The 14,605-nt window shown below is 59.5% G+C and carries 15 protein-coding genes; 14 read left to right on the top strand and 1 reads right to left on the bottom strand.

Annotated elements, in window-relative coordinates; translation table 11 throughout:
• Nucleotides 1-96 precede the first annotated feature (96 nt).
• Nucleotides 97-912 carry a 4-hydroxy-tetrahydrodipicolinate reductase gene (gene dapB, locus Q0908_RS17460; protein WP_299287546.1) on the bottom strand — a complete coding sequence of 272 codons (816 nt, stop codon included), beginning with the start codon at nt 910-912 and terminating at the stop codon, nt 97-99.
• Nucleotides 913-1,000: 88 nt separating this feature from the next.
• On the opposite strand from dapB, the gene rbfA reads away from it, so the two are divergent.
• The 14 genes from rbfA (at nt 1,001) to Q0908_RS17390 (ending at nt 14,517) form a co-directional block, all read left to right on the top strand.
• On the top strand, nt 1,001-1,396 hold the full coding sequence (gene rbfA, locus Q0908_RS17455) for a 30S ribosome-binding factor RbfA (protein WP_299287543.1): 396 nt from the start codon (nt 1,001-1,003) through the stop codon (nt 1,394-1,396).
• Nucleotides 1,393-2,130: a phosphodiester glycosidase family protein gene (locus Q0908_RS17450; protein ID WP_299287539.1), complete on the top strand. Its 738-nt coding sequence runs from the start codon at nt 1,393-1,395 to the stop codon at nt 2,128-2,130. The genes rbfA and Q0908_RS17450 overlap by 4 nt, the downstream gene beginning before the upstream one ends.
• A gap of 42 nt (nt 2,131-2,172) precedes the next feature.
• A complete protein-coding gene (locus Q0908_RS17445) occupies nt 2,173-3,564 on the top strand; it encodes an MATE family efflux transporter (protein ID WP_299287536.1) in 1,392 nt (463 codons plus the stop codon).
• Nucleotides 3,565-3,630: 66 nt separating this feature from the next.
• Complete coding sequence (gene truB / locus Q0908_RS17440; protein ID WP_299287533.1) at nt 3,631-4,536, top strand: tRNA pseudouridine(55) synthase TruB; 906 nt, start codon at nt 3,631-3,633, stop codon at nt 4,534-4,536.
• 192 nt (nt 4,537-4,728) lie between these two features.
• Nucleotides 4,729-5,232, top strand: a complete 504-nt coding sequence (locus Q0908_RS17435) for a hypothetical protein (protein WP_299287530.1) — start codon at nt 4,729-4,731, stop codon at nt 5,230-5,232.
• A gap of 108 nt (nt 5,233-5,340) precedes the next feature.
• Entirely contained in the window at nt 5,341-5,847 is a 507-nt protein-coding gene (locus Q0908_RS17430) for a DUF1643 domain-containing protein (RefSeq protein WP_299287731.1), read from the top strand.
• Between the two features lie 115 nt (nt 5,848-5,962).
• A complete protein-coding gene (locus tag Q0908_RS17425; RefSeq protein ID WP_299287528.1) occupies nt 5,963-6,976 on the top strand; it encodes a calcium-binding protein in 1,014 nt (337 codons plus the stop codon).
• A 148-nt stretch (nt 6,977-7,124) separates the two neighbouring features.
• Entirely contained in the window at nt 7,125-7,394 is a 270-nt protein-coding gene (gene rpsO / locus Q0908_RS17420; protein ID WP_108839422.1) for a 30S ribosomal protein S15, read from the top strand.
• Nucleotides 7,395-7,653: 259 nt separating this feature from the next.
• On the top strand, nt 7,654-8,082 hold the full coding sequence (locus tag Q0908_RS17415) for a hypothetical protein (RefSeq protein WP_299287526.1): 429 nt from the start codon (nt 7,654-7,656) through the stop codon (nt 8,080-8,082).
• Nucleotides 8,083-8,266: 184 nt separating this feature from the next.
• Nucleotides 8,267-10,402 carry a polyribonucleotide nucleotidyltransferase gene (gene pnp, locus Q0908_RS17410; RefSeq protein ID WP_299287524.1) on the top strand — a complete coding sequence of 712 codons (2,136 nt, stop codon included), beginning with the start codon at nt 8,267-8,269 and terminating at the stop codon, nt 10,400-10,402.
• Between the two features lie 199 nt (nt 10,403-10,601).
• Nucleotides 10,602-11,585 (top strand): glycosyltransferase family A protein, encoded by a 984-nt coding sequence (locus Q0908_RS17405; RefSeq protein WP_299287521.1) that lies wholly within the window; start codon nt 10,602-10,604, stop codon nt 11,583-11,585.
• Nucleotides 11,586-11,798: 213 nt separating this feature from the next.
• Nucleotides 11,799-12,719 (top strand): AraC family transcriptional regulator, encoded by a 921-nt coding sequence (locus Q0908_RS17400; protein ID WP_299287517.1) that lies wholly within the window; start codon nt 11,799-11,801, stop codon nt 12,717-12,719.
• Entirely contained in the window at nt 12,716-13,618 is a 903-nt protein-coding gene (locus Q0908_RS17395; protein WP_299287514.1) for an AraC family transcriptional regulator, read from the top strand. Before Q0908_RS17400 ends, Q0908_RS17395 begins: the two co-directional genes overlap by 4 nt.
• Nucleotides 13,615-14,517, top strand: a complete 903-nt coding sequence (locus Q0908_RS17390; RefSeq protein WP_299287511.1) for an AraC family transcriptional regulator — start codon at nt 13,615-13,617, stop codon at nt 14,515-14,517. The genes Q0908_RS17395 and Q0908_RS17390 overlap by 4 nt, the downstream gene beginning before the upstream one ends.
• Nucleotides 14,518-14,605 lie beyond the last annotated feature (88 nt).

Below are 14,605 nucleotides of genomic sequence, written 5' to 3'. Positions count from 1 at the left end.
TTTCCCGGTGACTAGCAGTAGGTCTATCAAGACTTACGCGCGACCGAGCGGTTTGGTTCACTCACCGTGGGAAAATTTTCGACGCGGGCGCGCGGGTCAGCGCTTGAGGCCCAGCACATCCAGCATGTCGTATTCGCCCGGAGCCTGCCCTTGCGCCCACAATGCGGCCTTGAGCGCGCCTTTCGCAAAGAGCGCGCGGTCAGTCGCCATGTGGCGCAGCACGATCCGCTCGCCCTGCCCGGCAAACAGCACATCATGTTCGCCCACGATGTCCCCACCACGAATGTTGGAAAAGCCGATATGGCCACGGGTGCGCGCACCGGTGATCCCGTCACGGGCCGCATCCTTGACCGCGTTCAGGACCACCCCGCGCCCTTCGGCAGCAGCCTCGCCCAGCATCAAAGCCGTTCCGGATGGGGCATCAACCTTGTGGTGATGGTGCGCCTCAATCACTTCGATATCGAAATCCTCGTCCAGTGCGGCGGCGACCTGTTTGGTCAGTTGCACCAGCAGGTTAACCCCAAGGCTCATATTACCTGCGCGCACGATGGCACAGTGACGTGAGGCTGGTTCAAGCTGCGCGATCTGCGCCTCTGTCATGCCGGTTGTGCCGATGATGTGCGCCGCGCGGGCCTGGGCGGCCACATGGCTCAGCGCAATGGTGGCCTCGGGCGCGGTGAAGTCGATTACGGCCTGGGCACGTGCCATAGGTTCTAGCGCGTCGTCATAGACTTGCACACCTAAGGGAGCACCACCCATCGCCTCGCCCACGTCACGGCCCACCCAATCGTGACCGGGACGTTCAAGCGCGCCCACCAGCCGCATCCTGTCATCGTCCAGCACAGACCGGATCAGCATCTGGCCCATGCGCCCCGATGCACCCGCAATCACGATCCCCGGCAGTTCTGACATGCGTTAACCCTCTGTTTGGCGATTTCTTGCTGTCCTACCCTGCCCGCGCACGGTTGGCAAAGGGCCGCGTTGGTCTTAGATGGGGCATATGGCAAAGAACAAATTTCATGACGGCCCCGGCCCCTCTCAGCGCCAGTTGCGCGTGGGCGAGTTGATCCGCCGGTCTCTGTCTGAGGTGCTGGCGCGCGGCGACGTGCATGATCCGGACCTCAACCGCATGTCGATCACCGTGGGCGAGGTGCGCACGTCCCCCGATCTGCGCATCGCGACGGCGTACGTGCTGCCTTTGGGCGGGCAAGGTCAGGACGAAGTGCTCAAACTGCTGGCGCGCAACAAGGGCGAGTTGCGCCGCGCCGTGTCCAAGAAGCTCGCGCTGAAATTCGCGCCTGACCTGCGGTTCCAACTGGACGAGACATTCGACCGGATGGATGACACCCGCCGGATGCTGAATCAGGACGATGTCCGCCGGGATACGGACGCGTGATACGCGCCGTTCTTGCGGTTCTGCTTGTTTGGGCCTGCCCGGTTTGGGCAACCACCTGCGAGGACATCCGCTATGACGACACAAGCTATACCGTCTGCACCGTCGATCTGACGACCCAGACGCTGGATCTGTTTCTGCGCGATGACAACGGCAATATCTATGGCCAGTTCAGCGCCGTGGATCGCGCCTTGCAGGCCGAGGGGCAACAGCTTGGCTTTGCGATGAACGCAGGCATGTATCACGATGATCGCGCCCCGGTGGGTTACTATGTCGAAGACGGCACCGAACAGATGCGCGTTGTTCCCAATGCAGGTCCGGGCAATTTCGGATTGTTGCCCAACGGCATATTGTGCCTGAGAGAGGGCCGCGCGGACGTGATCGAGACGCTGCGCTTCCTGGACAATCCCCCGGACTGCACCCATGCAACCCAATCGGGTCCGATGCTGGTGATTGAGGGCGCTTTGCATCCCCGCTTTCTGGTCGACAGCACATCGCGCTATATCCGCAACGGGGTCGGCACCAGCGCAGACGGCAAGACCGCGATCTTTGCAATCTCGAACAGTGCCGTGACCTTCCACGAGTTCGGCACGCTGTTTCGCGACCACCTCAAGATGCCCAATGCGCTGTTTCTGGACGGTAACATCTCGCGGCTTTATGCGCCGGACATCAATCGGCGCGATATCGGATTTTCGCTCGGGCCGATCATTGGAACGGTTGAGCCTGCCGAGCGTTAGGCCTCCGCGCGGGGCTATCCCGTCCAACCGCGAGGCCGCCCCATGTCCAAGACCGAAAACCTGAATGACCAGCCCGTCGGGTGGGCGTTGTTTCGCGTTTCCGCCCCTATGAGCATCGGGATCTTTGGCGTTTTGATGGTGGGGCTCGCCGATGCGTTCTTTCTGGCGCGGTACGGGGATTTCGCGCTGACGGCTGTTGGCTTCATCTATCCGGTGATTATGACCCTGACGTCTTTGTCCATCGGGTTGAGCGCAGGCACAAGCACGGTGATCAGTCAGGCCCTTGGCCGTGGCGAGGACCAAGGCAAGCAGCGCATGACGCTGCACGCCATGATGTTGGGTCTTGCGCTGTCGACCACTGCGACGATCCTGTTTTATCTCGCTGCACCTTGGCTGTTCAGCCTGATGGGGGCCTCGGACAAAGTGCTTGAAGCGATCATGGCCTACATTCTTTGGTGGTGCGTCAGCTTCCCGTTTCTCGTGGTGTCGATGTCGCTGAACTCCGTCTTCCGTGCGGCAGGCCGGTCCGAAGTGGCCGCGATCACCATGTTGGGGCAGGCGATCCTCAATATCGGGTTCACCCCGCTGTTGATCTTTGGCTGGGGACCGATTCCGGAACTGGGCGTTGCGGGCGCGGGCATGGCCACGTTCATCGCCCGGTTCGTCAGCTTTACCGGCGTCATCGGCTATGCGTGGTGGCACGGGGATGTCTGTTTCAACCTCAACCCGATCAAGGATCTGGGCCGCTCGCTCAAGCGGATTGGGCGTGTGGCAGGCCCCGCATCCCTGTCAAATGCGATCAATCCCGGTGGCATGGCAGCTGTCACGGCAGCCGTCGCCGTGGTGGGTGAAACAGCCGTCGCCGGGTTTGGGGCCGCCACACGGGTACAATCGTTGCTATTGTTGCCAATGCTGGCGATGTCGTCCGGCATTGGCCCGGTCGTCGGCCAAGCCTGGGGCGCGGACCAAACCGAACGCGCACAAAGGGCGGTGCGCCTGACCTTCATCGCCTGTGCCGTGTATGGCGCGGCCCTTGCGACAGTACTTATGCTTTTTGCCAATCCGGTCGTGGCCCTTGTGGCCGATAACGAAGAGGCGGCGGAATACGGGGCACAATATCTGCGCTTTGTCGGCCTGTCGTTGTTCGGGTACGGCATTCTGATCACTGGCAACGCCGCCATGAATGCCCGCGACCGCGCGCTGTGGTCCATGGGGCTAAGCGCGGGGCGGATTGCGCTGATCTATATGCCGTTTGCATGGATCGGCGTGATGGTCTTTGGTTATACCGGCATTCTGGGCGCAGCCATCGCGGCGAATGTTCTCGGGGCCTATGGCGCTGTGATTGCCTGCCGCGCAGTTGGCCTGCTTGGCAGGGACGCGCCCGGCATCAGCGGGCCTGCGCGGATGGCGCGCAGTGCCGCTTCCTCAGACTGACCCGCGATTGACAAGGGCGCACACGCTCGGCTAGGCGGCACCTCTGATAAACAGACGAGGCAATCCATGGGCCGCACACGCAAGGGGCGCGACATTTCCGGCTGGCTGGTGATCGACAAACCAGCCGGTCCCACATCGACTGCCGTGGTCAACAAGGTGCGATGGGCCATGGGGGCAAAGAAGGCTGGGCATGCTGGCACTCTGGACCCCGATGCGACCGGTGTGCTGGCGGTGGCCCTTGGTGAGGCGACCAAGACGGTGCCCTATATCACCGACGCGCTCAAGGCCTACCAATTTACTGTGCGTCTGGGCCAATCCACCAACACCGACGATGCCGAGGGCGAAGTGCTGGCCACCTCCGACATCCGCCCGACGGACGACCAGATCAAGGACGCCTTGTCGCCTTTTGTTGGCGACATCATGCAGATCCCGCCCAAATTCTCTGCCGTCAAAATCGACGGACAGCGCGCCTACAAGCTCGCGCGCGATGGTGAGGATGTCGAGATCGCAGCCCGCCCCCTCTGGGTCGAGGAACTTGTGATGACGGATCGCCCCGACCCGGATCACGTCACGCTCGAGATGATCTGCGGCAAGGGTGGTTACGTGCGCTCGATCGCGCGGGATCTGGGCGAATCCTTGGGCTGTTACGGCCACGTCCGCGAGCTGCGTCGGATCTGGTCCGGGCCCTTCGAGGCCGCGGATGGGCTGAGCATGGAACAGGTAGAAGCGATGGCTCAATCCCCTGATCTGGACGCGCATCTGCGCCCGGTGGCCGAAGGCCTCAGCGATTTGCCCGAAGTTCGAGCCACCCCCGAAGGAGCGACCCGTATGCGCAATGGTAATCCTGGCATGGTGCTGGCAACGGACGTCGAATTCGGGGATGAGTGCTGGGCCTCTCTTGACGGGATTCCGGTCGCCGTAGGCCGCTACAAGGCGGGCGAGTTGCACCCGGCCCGGGTGTTCAACCTGTAGATCGGCCTGAATGTTACATCCATTTGTTCGGATTCCAGTAACGAAGCGCAATCCGACGCCACGTCTCACCCCCAATTATTACAGATTCAACACCTGCGGTAAGCCCTCCGTGAGGCCGGTACACAATCGGAACCAATCAGTCCATATTGGTGTCATCGAACAACAGACGTCCACTCTTTAGGAGACGAGAACATGACACAAGTAACCCTTCGCACCGTTGGCACCGTCCTGACCGCAGGCGCTTTCGCCACAATCGCATTCGACGCATTTGGCCAAGCCCTGAGCCCGCTGTTTGGATACGCAAAACTGGCCCCCGTCGGCCTTGCAGGCGCTTCGCTCAAGGCGATCTTCGGGGCAAACCCATCCGGCGCTGCGCATCTGCTGCACGCCCTGACCGGTCTGATCTTTTACGCCGTTGGCTACTTTGCCATCGCCCGCCCCATCCAGTTGCTGGTGGCCCCCCGCCTGCATTGGTCGGTGACAGCCGTGGCTTACGGCGTCGCGCTCTGGGTCTTCGCGCTCTACTTTATGGCGCACCTCGTCACGGGCAACAAACCCTTCCTCGGCTGGACCGGGATCACATGGGTCGCCCTGTGGGGTCACATCGTCTACGCCCTTGTCGCCGCCGCGATCATGGAAGCCAAAGGGGCCGTGCTTGACCTGCGCCGGAACCAGGTCGCTGTGCCCGCCGAATAATAATAAAAAGACTACCACTCACGTAGAACTTGAGGTCGCCGTCATGGCGGCCTCTTTTTGTGTCCGGCGGTCATTGCACCAAAGGAGATGCGCTGGCAGATACAGGCCATGATTACCCGCACACATACCAAAGGCGACGCGCCCTCCACCGCGATCTATTCGGACTGCGAACGGTATCGCTATAGCCTGACGCGGGTGTGGGACCCTGACGGCAAACGGGTGAATTTCGTGATGCTGAACCCCTCGACCGCAACCGAGGTGCAGAATGACCCGACGGTGGAACGCTGCGAACGACGGGCGCGCGCCTTGGGCTATGGCAGCTTTGCGGTTACCAATATCTTTGCGTGGCGCGACACCGATCCCAAGGCGATGCGGGCAGCCATCGATCCGATTGGGCCGGGCAATAACGCCGCCATTCTGGACCGGGCGAAGTGGTCAACCGATGTGATTGCCGCATGGGGCACCCACGGCGCGCATCTGGATCGCGGCGCACAGGTCGGGGCCTTGTTGCGCGGGCTAGACAAACGGGTGTTCCATTTGGGGCTGTCCAAGGCGGGGCACCCCAAACACCCCCTTTACCTGCCCTACACCCAGCAGCCTGAAATCTGGACCTGATTTCGGGGCCACATTAACCCCGCGTTAACCAATTATCCGAAAACACTTTGATCAGTCGCGCTCAGTCGCGGTATTTCTCACTTGGGCTGTTGTGCCCGGTGTATGGGGTAGCGTGATGTTGTGGCTTGCGGGATTGTTAGGTGTGATGGCCGTCGGTGCCGTCGGTGTTATGGATATGACCCCTGCCCAAGATCAGGACGACGACACCGATCCCGAATCGGACAGCAAGGATGCCGATGACGCCATCGATAACGGCGATGATTTGGTGAACGGGTCATCCACACAAGACAGCGCACCAGATGAAGCCTCGGTAGGCGACATTCCTGCGCCCACGTCTTTCGCGCTCAACGATATTCCCGAAGCGCTGCCCCTCGGCACGGATGACAGCGAAATTCTGACCGGATCCGAAGGCAGCGACACGCTCTATGCCAAAGACGGGGATGATACCATTTCCGGCTTGGGCGACAACGACACACTGCATGGCGAGGATGGAAACGACCTCATGTTTGGCGGCAATGGCGACGACGTCGTGTACGGGCATAACGATGACGACACGTTGATCGGCGGCGGCGGAAACGACTATCTGCACGGATCCGCTGGCGATGATGTCGCCGACGGGGGCGCAGGTGACGACGCGGTGCAAGGCGGCCTTGGCAACGACATCCTGTCGGGCGGATCAGGCAGTGACAGTCTATTTGGGGGTTGGGGCAATGACATAATCAACGGGGTCGAAGACGATCCTGAAACGGCCGAATTCGATGACACTGACGAAAGCGACTACCTCAATGGGGGCGGTGGTGAGGATGTGATCATCGCAGGTGCAAATGACGTCGTCACATCCGGCGATGGTGCGGACACAATCGTCGCCGGTTCGTGGATCACCGAAGGGCAAGCGGCTGACATCATCGATTTTGACACCGAAGATGACACGATCCTGCTGGTCTATGACGATGCGGACGGGGAACCTGATATCGCCTTGCAACCCAACCCCGAAGACTCGGGCATAACGCAGGTGATGATGAACGGCGTCAACGTGGCCAACGTGCTCTACGGCGCTGAAATCACCATCGACGACATTGCGCTCATGCCTCTCAGCACGGCACAGTCCTCAGGCATCGCACCGCTCTGACAGGCGCATAAGCACTTTACCTTTGCCATCGCCGCGAATCTCTCCTATACGCCCGCAACTCCGGTCTGCGCCGGAGGTGTTTTTGGCCCCGCACTGGACGACATCCCGGGCGGCGGCGTCTCAACTCTAACCTGCAAAGGAGAACCCGATGTCGATCACTGCCGAAGAAAAAGCACGCGTCATGAAGGAATTCGCAACCAAGGAAGGCGACACAGGCTCGCCCGAAGTTCAGGTTGCCATCCTCAGCTCGCGCATCGCGACCCTGACCGAGCACTTCAAGACCCACAAAAAAGACAACCACGGCCGCCGCGGCCTTCTGAAAATGGTCGCCCTGCGCCGCAAGCTGTTGGACTACACCAAGGCCAAAGACGAAGCGCGCTACCAGGACTTGATCAAACGCCTCGGCCTGCGCCGCTAAGCGCACCCCCAAACGAATGCCAACAAAGGCCGCGCATCATCAGCGCGGTCTTTTGCGTTTCCGGGGTCGGCGGGTGGGCGCATTTGCGCAGCAAACAGAGCAACCCGCCGACAGCCCAAGATCCGCTTGCATTCTGGACCGCAGGTATCGCTGCTCTACCATCTCTTAAATGCACAACCTGCCACGCCTCGCCCTTTCCGTTCGTCAGCCGTCGGCATGGGCCATCATTGCAGGACACAAACCTATCGAAAATCGTACGATGGGATCGATCCGCGCGGGTCGCATGGGGCCGGGCCGGATCGCACTGCATGCCAGCGCCGGGTTGAAAGAAGACGAGTTTCGATATCTCCATTGGCGTCTGAACAAGCACGGGGTGCGCTGTCCCCACCCGCTCGACCTGCCACGGGGTTGCATCATCGGCAGTGTCACCGTCACCGGCATCATCACGGACTCAAGCAGTGAGTGGTTTGGCGGCGTGGCAGGGCTTACGCTCAGCGACCCGGAACCATGCGAGCCGATCCCCTGTCCGGGCGCGCTTGGGTATTTCGAATGGACGGCGGGTGGCCGCATCGCACCGCCTGCAAAATGGATGACGAGATGGGGCACGCCAAGTGCGGACAAGGCCGCTAACGACCTCTTTCCAGACGCGCCGATCCTCTTTGAAAAACGGCCTCGCAAGCCTTGGTGAGACGGGCGGAAACGCCACGGCCCACAGCGCTTTCAATTCAGGCCAAACTGCTGTATGCGCGCACAATCTGAACGAATGGCGCCCGGACCTCAGCGCCCGAAATTGGATGGCATCCCAGATGCCGAGGTCAGGGGGAATACGCCCCCTATGCAAATGGCCAAACGGGCCAACTTAGGAAACATAGATGTTTAACGAGACGAAAAAATCGATGCAGTGGGGCGAAGAGACGCTCACACTGGAAACCGGCAAGGTTGCGCGTCAGGCCGACGGCTCCGTCATTGCCACGCTTGGTGAAACAAGCGTCATGGCCAACGTGACCTTCGCGAAAAAACCGAAACCCGGTCAAGACTTCTTTCCACTGACCGTCCACTACCAGGAAAAATACTATGCCGCGGGCAAGATCCCCGGCGGTTTCTTCAAGCGTGAGGCCCGGCCCACCGAAAAGGAAACCCTGACCGCCCGCCTGATCGACCGGCCCATCCGGCCTTTGTTCGTGTCCGGCTTCAAGCACGAAGTACTGGTGATGTGCACCGTGCTGTCCCACGATCTGGTCAACGACCCCGATATGGTTGCTATGATTGCCGCCTCGGCCGCGCTGACCATTTCCGGCGCGCCCTTCATGGGCCCCATCGGTGCCTGCCGCGTCGGTTTCGAGGATGGCGAATACATCCTGAACCCCACCGTGGACGACATGCAGGACCTGCGCCTGAACCCCGAACAACGCCTCGATCTGGTCGTTGCCGGGACCAAGGATGCGGTCATGATGGTCGAATCCGAAGCCTATGAGCTGTCCGAAGCTGAAATGCTCGGTGCCGTGAAATTCGCTCACGAACAGTTCCAGCCGGTGATCGACCTGATCATCGAGCTGGCCGAATCTGCGGCGAAAGAGCCGTTCGACTTCCAGGCACCTGACTATTCGGACCTGTCCGCCGCCGTCAAAGCCGCCGGTGAAGAGCAGATGCGCGCCGCATTTGCAATTTCCGACAAGCAGGAACGCACAACTGCCGTCTCCGACGCGCGCGCCGCTATCATGGACGCGCTGAGTGACGAGCAGAAAGAGGACCCCAACCTCGGCTCTGCCATGAAAGGGCTCGAAGCGTCGATCCTGCGTGGCGACGTGGTGAAAACCGGCAAACGGATCGACGGTCGCAAGACCGACGAAATCCGTGACATCGTGTGTCAGACGGGCCTGCTGCCCCGGACCCACGGCTCGGCCCTGTTCACCCGTGGTGAGACGCAAGGTCTGGTCGTGACCACGCTTGGCACCGGTGACGATGAACAGTTCATCGACGCGCTGCACGGCAACTTCAAATCGAACTTCCTGCTGCACTACAACTTCCCTCCCTATTCGGTGGGTGAAGCGGGTCGCGTGGGCCCTCCGGGTCGTCGTGAAATCGGTCACGGCAAACTAGCTTGGCGCGCCCTGCAAGCGGTCCTGCCTGCAAGCACCGACTTTCCCTACACCGTGCGTCTGGTTTCCGAGATTACCGAATCCAACGGCTCGTCTTCGATGGCGTCCGTTTGCGGTGGCTCCCTGTCGATGATGGATGCAGGTGTGCCGCTGAAATCGGCTGTGGCCGGTGTGGCCATGGGTCTGATCCTTGAGGACAGCGGCGAATACGCGATCCTGTCCGACATTCTGGGTGACGAAGACCACCTCGGCGACATGGACTTCAAAGTGGCCGGGACCGAAAACGGGATCACATCGCTTCAGATGGACATCAAGATCGCAGGCATCACGCCCGAGATCATGGAAAAAGCGCTGGAGCAGGCGAAAGCAGGCCGGATGCACATCCTCGGCGAAATGGGCAAAGCCATCACTGGCGCTGCCGACTTCTCGATCCACGCCCCGCGCATCGAAACCATGCAGGTGCCCACCGACAAAATCCGCGAAGTTATCGGGTCAGGTGGTAAAGTGATCCGCGAAATCGTCGAGGTGTCCGGTGCCAAGGTCGATATCAACGACGACGGCATCATCAAGATCGCCTCGCCCAATGGCGAAGCTATCAAAAAAGCCTATGACATGATCCACTCGATCGTGGCCGAGCCGGAAGAGGGCAAAGTCTATACCGGGACCGTGGTGAAAATCGTGGACTTCGGTGCATTCGTGAACTTCTTTGGCAAGCGCGACGGCCTTGTGCACGTCAGCCAGATCGAAAACCGCCGCTTGAACCATCCATCAGACGTTTTGAAGGAAGGCCAAGAGGTCAAGGTCAAGCTGCTTGGCTTTGATGACCGTGGCAAGGTCCGCCTGTCGATGAAGGTCGTCGATCAGGAAACCGGCGAAGAAGTCAAAAAAGAAGAAGCGGCAGACGAGTAACCCTCGCACTGACTGCATGAAAAAGGGCGCCCCGTTCAGAACAGGATGGGGCGCTTTTTCATTGTTCAGTTTCTCGGATAATGGGTTTGGGCCTGCGGTCGACCACATATCGACAGATTAAGGCGGTGCATTTCGCGCCTTGGCCTTTTACTATTTCGAAGGCGACACGCCCCTCGCAACGCAGGTGATCACAGATCCTATGAGCTCTGACAGACAGAAAAATCTTCACATCGTGGTCTCTGCATTGACGCGCGGGCGTCCTGAAATGCTCAAGGCGTTGTTGGGGTCATTTGGTGAAATGGCCATCCCCACGGCAACACGCGTGCAGTGCATGATTGTCGAAAATGATGACACACCTGCAAGTGCACGCGTCGTGAACGCCTATGCGCAGCTTCCTAATGGGGTGGACGTCATCTATGTCCATGAACCCGAATTGGGCATCCCGTTTGGCCGCAACCGGGCCGCCAAAGAAGCCATCGCGCTTGGCGCTGATCTGCTGGCCTATGTGGACGATGATGAGGTGGTCGCCGAGGATTGGCTGACCGAGATCGTAAGCGCCTACCGCAACAGCGCGGCAGTGCTGATTGGGGGTCCATTGCGGGTCAAGCCGACCGAGCGGGACCTGTCGATGCTGGACGCATTGATGGAAAAGTGCATCGTGCGCCGGTACGAACAAAAAGAACGTCGCGCCGCGCGCAAAGCTGATCTGAATGGCACACCCGGCGTCACTATCGTGACCAATAACTGGCTGGGTGAGACGGCGATCTTCACCCATCACAACATTTGGTTCGATGAAGAGATGCGGTTCACCGGCGGTACGGATTCCAAATTATACGCCGAGGTGAAGGCCGCAAACCTGCCAACAGCGTGGGCAGAGACAGCCGCTGTTTATGAAGAAATCCCGTTGGAGCGGCTTTCGATGGCCTATCAGTTCCGGCGTGGGCGGGATCAGTCATCGACCAATTTTCACCGCAAGCTCGAACGGTCATCGGCCGCGCGGTTCAGCGTGTTGGGCAGCATTCCGATCAAGATCGTGATCGTCGCTGGCCTGATCATCGCGTTGCCGCTTACGCGCGGTCGCACGCTGTTGGACGCGGTGCGCACCACCGGATGGATGGCGGGCCGCATTCAGGCACTGTTCGGTCGGCGGTCGGACTTGTATCGCAAGGTGACCGGAGACTGAGACCACCTTGGCCCGCGCGACTGTTTCAGACCCATGATCTCGCCCGCTTGTCGCGGCAGTGCTTGCGTGACGTCAGGGGCGGACCGGTCTCGCCCCCATACTGCAAGATTTCGAAAGACCCAAAAACAGACGCCACCTACCGTGGCCTATGGAGAGGTCTTTGCTTGTCTGCCACAACCGCACGTGGACAACATTTAACATAAGGAATTTTGCATGCCCCAGACGACCGATGCAGCCAAATTTGCAGTAGACGAAGCGGAATTCGCGACTTTTCTCCAGGAAAAAACCTCCTCTGTCATCTCTGCATCGACGATTGGATCCGACTGGAGCGGGTTGCAAGCCCTTGAAGTCAAACAGGGAGACGAGGCCTTTCAGAGCCCCCCGCTTCAAAGCCACTTTGTCGCGCTGTGTATAGACGGGTTCGGGGTCGCGGACATCTCGTTTGATGCGCTCAGCGGCCCGAAACGCAGCGTGGTTGAACCGGGCAAGCTATGTTTTCTGCCCGCAGGACATTCGTCATCCTTTGAAATGGCCGGGAAAATCCTGAGCTTGCATACATTCATCAAACCCGAGGTCATGGCCGCCGTCGTCGAAAAGAGGGGCGCAGGTGACCCGAGCGGTACCAACCTCGAAGGGTTCGTTGGGCACCAACACGCCGCCATTCAGGATACAATGCTTGAAATCCGGGCCGGTGCCGGACGCTGCGACGCGCTTTGGGCAGACACGATGGCGATGCGGCTGGCCCAGCAAATCGTTGATTTCACCTGGTCCCCATCGGCCGAGGATGACACTATCTGCGATCTCAGCGATCTGCACTTTTGCCGGGCCATCGACTATATCGAGGCCAACCTCGCGCGCGATTTCGGGTTGGACGAGATTGCGGAGGCCGTGGGCGTCGACGCGCTGCACCTGTCCCAAGGGTTCGCCGAACAGGCTGGATGCAGCATCGAAGGGTTTCGAACAGAGCGCAGAGTTGGCATTGTCCAGACGTGGCTGCGCGCTAAAACTAATTCATTGTCGATCGACGAATTGGCGGCACGGGTCGGCTTTGCCGGTGCTGCGGCCCTTGATGCGGCGTTTCGATCCCATCTGGGGATAACAGTCGCGAATTTTCGCGCGGGAAGGTTTGGATGACCCAAGCACTTGGTGAATCAATAAAAATGCTGTCCGGGCTCGACTTTCAGGATATCGAGCGAGGTGCGGCGGTTGACGGACATGTGCGCCGGGCAGATGGGTATGACATGGCAGTCGGATCGCTTAGCCTCGGTGATCATGCGTGTGACATCGCCAGCAGTACAAATCACACGCTGATTTTGGCCGCGAAAGCATCCGGAAAACTATACACCGAAGTAGACGCGCAGAAATCTGAAGTCGCCATACGCTCGGGGACCTTTGTTTTCGCAACACCCGGCACAGATCAGTTTTACGATTTTGTCGGGGACGTCACCAACATCGCAATAACGCTTGATGATGCACTGATCAAAACAGCCGCCGAGATTGATCCGGAATTAGGCAATCCGGGTACTTTGGAACCACGCGCAGGGTGGGTACGTCCGCCCCTGCAACGCGTTGTTGAAGAGTTGCACGCCGTCCTGTTTTCCGACTCTCGGACCTCACGCGTTCTGATCGAGTCCCTCCGCCGTCGACTCGCTTTCGAACTCTTGTCCGCCCTTCGGGCCCCGTCGGTGGCTGGCAACGCCACAGCCCTGAGCAAAGACGAGATTGCCCGCATTATCGACTTCATCGAAGCCGAGATGGAAGAAAATTTTGACCTGTCTGATCTGGCAGGTGTGTTGGATCGCGATCCGTGTACCTTTTCGCGCTGCTTCAAACTTTCGACGGGGGCCAGTCCCCACCAATACGTCATTCAACGCCGCCTGATGCGCGTGAAGGACCTGCTGTTGAACTCGGAGGACACTTTGGCGGACATCGCCTATGCAACCGGGTTTTCAAACCAGGCGCATATGACGTCAACGTTCTCCAAACACGTCGGCATCAGCCCCGGCAAATGGCGCGAGGAGTTTCGGGCATGACAGAACTTGTTTCACGCGCGGAGATTACAGATCTGGTGGTCTCTGAGTTACGTATGGATGTAACGGAGCGCGTCGGCAAAGACTGGAGACGCGTCTCGGCTCTGGTTGCTGACCAAGGGAATGCAGAGGCTGCTATTCCCGGTTTCGACTTCCATTTTTTTGAACTCTATTTGTCCGGCCACCATGACGTTCATTTTGAGGGAGAGTTTTTGAACGGTGACAGTTGGACGGGACGTTACCTGCCGGGCCATTGCAACTACCTGCAAAATATAACCGAATTCAAGATACAGGCCGAAGGTGCCGGACAGGTTCAGCAAATCTTTCTTGATACCTCGATCATGTCGCAATGCGCTGACGCTGCGTTCAAGGGGGACGCCGATAATGTGGTCTGCAGGGGCTTCAATGGTGTCTTTGATCCCTACCTCAAAGCGCTCGCTGAGGCGCTGCTCGAAGAGGCGCGGCGTCCGTCCATTGGTACGGATTTGCACGCGGACCTGATTGCGCAGCAGATGGCCTTGTCGATCTTGCGTCGCCAGAACGCCGACCGGATATTGGAGCCCAAGAAACGGGTCCTGTCACCGGAAGAGGTGAGTACGATCATCTCTTATCTCGAAGAACAGATTGATGATATTGGCGGTATGGACACTGTCGCTGGCCTTATCGGCATGGACGTCTACAGTTTTACCCGTGCCTTCAAAGAGACGACTGGCGAGACGCCCGGCCAATTCCTGATCCAACGGCGGTTGCTGCGCGCCAAGGATATGTTGCTGCACACAAACGACACCTTGGCTGATATCACCTATGCGACCGGGTTCTCCAACCAGCCGCATATGACCTCGACCTTTACGAAACATGTGGGCACATCGCCTGGCAAATGGCGTAAAGCGGTTCGGGCGTAGCGGAGATCAAGGTAAGCGGTGCGCCGCCCCCACACTTACGGCATAGCGCCTGATCTGCGATTCAGAGGCTTCTTTGATTTGTGGGGAG

This window comes from uncultured Tateyamaria sp. (genome assembly GCF_947494755.1).
GTDB lineage: Bacteria > Pseudomonadota > Alphaproteobacteria > Rhodobacterales > Rhodobacteraceae > Tateyamaria.
Note: the sequence above shows the minus strand (reverse complement) of the source record. Positions and strands in the feature narration are given on the sequence as shown.

Coding starts and splice junctions, on each gene's coding strand:
- Q0908_RS17425 (WP_299287528.1), top strand. CDS start 5,963: ATGTTGTGGCTTGCGGGATTGTTAGGTGTGATGGCCGTCGGTGCCGTC.
- truB (WP_299287533.1), top strand. CDS start 3,631: ATGGGCCGCACACGCAAGGGGCGCGACATTTCCGGCTGGCTGGTGATC.
- rbfA (WP_299287543.1), top strand. CDS start 1,001: ATGGCAAAGAACAAATTTCATGACGGCCCCGGCCCCTCTCAGCGCCAG.
- dapB (WP_299287546.1), bottom strand. CDS start 912: ATGTCAGAACTGCCGGGGATCGTGATTGCGGGTGCATCGGGGCGCATG.
- pnp (WP_299287524.1), top strand. CDS start 8,267: ATGTTTAACGAGACGAAAAAATCGATGCAGTGGGGCGAAGAGACGCTC.
- Q0908_RS17400 (WP_299287517.1), top strand. CDS start 11,799: ATGCCCCAGACGACCGATGCAGCCAAATTTGCAGTAGACGAAGCGGAA.
- Q0908_RS17405 (WP_299287521.1), top strand. CDS start 10,602: ATGAGCTCTGACAGACAGAAAAATCTTCACATCGTGGTCTCTGCATTG.
- Q0908_RS17430 (WP_299287731.1), top strand. CDS start 5,341: ATGATTACCCGCACACATACCAAAGGCGACGCGCCCTCCACCGCGATC.
- rpsO (WP_108839422.1), top strand. CDS start 7,125: ATGTCGATCACTGCCGAAGAAAAAGCACGCGTCATGAAGGAATTCGCA.
- Q0908_RS17415 (WP_299287526.1), top strand. CDS start 7,654: ATGGGATCGATCCGCGCGGGTCGCATGGGGCCGGGCCGGATCGCACTG.
- Q0908_RS17395 (WP_299287514.1), top strand. CDS start 12,716: ATGACCCAAGCACTTGGTGAATCAATAAAAATGCTGTCCGGGCTCGAC.
- Q0908_RS17390 (WP_299287511.1), top strand. CDS start 13,615: ATGACAGAACTTGTTTCACGCGCGGAGATTACAGATCTGGTGGTCTCT.
- Q0908_RS17435 (WP_299287530.1), top strand. CDS start 4,729: ATGACACAAGTAACCCTTCGCACCGTTGGCACCGTCCTGACCGCAGGC.
- Q0908_RS17445 (WP_299287536.1), top strand. CDS start 2,173: ATGTCCAAGACCGAAAACCTGAATGACCAGCCCGTCGGGTGGGCGTTG.